Here is a 305-nt window from a genome sequence, read left to right as displayed (position 1 = left end):
CGGTCAGAGGTATGTCTTGCGTCTGACTTCGTGTCCGACATTGGCGGTTTGATTACACAGCGTCTGGCGGGTCCTCCAGCACCCACAGGAGGATCACGTCATGACCGATCAGGACCCATCGAGGAGCCCTCGCAGGGGCTCGCGCAAGCGGATGCTGACACCGCTGCAGAAGTACGAGATTTGGCTGCAGCTGGTGCGTCAGGAGGTCACCGTCGCGGAGGCCGCGGCCGCGCAACGAGTCGACCGTTCGACCATTACCCGGATCCGGGAGGTGGCCAAGCAGACATCCCATGTCGAAACGCTGT

General features: G+C 62.3%; 1 protein-coding gene. It reads left to right on the top strand.

Annotated elements, in window-relative coordinates; translation table 11 throughout:
• Positions 1-100: 100 nt before the first annotated feature.
• Positions 101-305, top strand: a 205-nt coding sequence (locus N864_RS24970) for a hypothetical protein (protein ID WP_205621056.1), incomplete at its 3' end; no start/stop codon positions are given.

It is taken from the genome of Intrasporangium chromatireducens Q5-1 (assembly GCF_000576575.1).
In the GTDB taxonomy this organism is placed as follows: Bacteria; Actinomycetota; Actinomycetes; order Actinomycetales; family Dermatophilaceae; genus Intrasporangium_A; species Intrasporangium_A chromatireducens.
The sequence above is the reverse complement of the archived record's forward strand: the minus strand, read 5'-3'. Positions and strand labels throughout refer to the sequence as shown.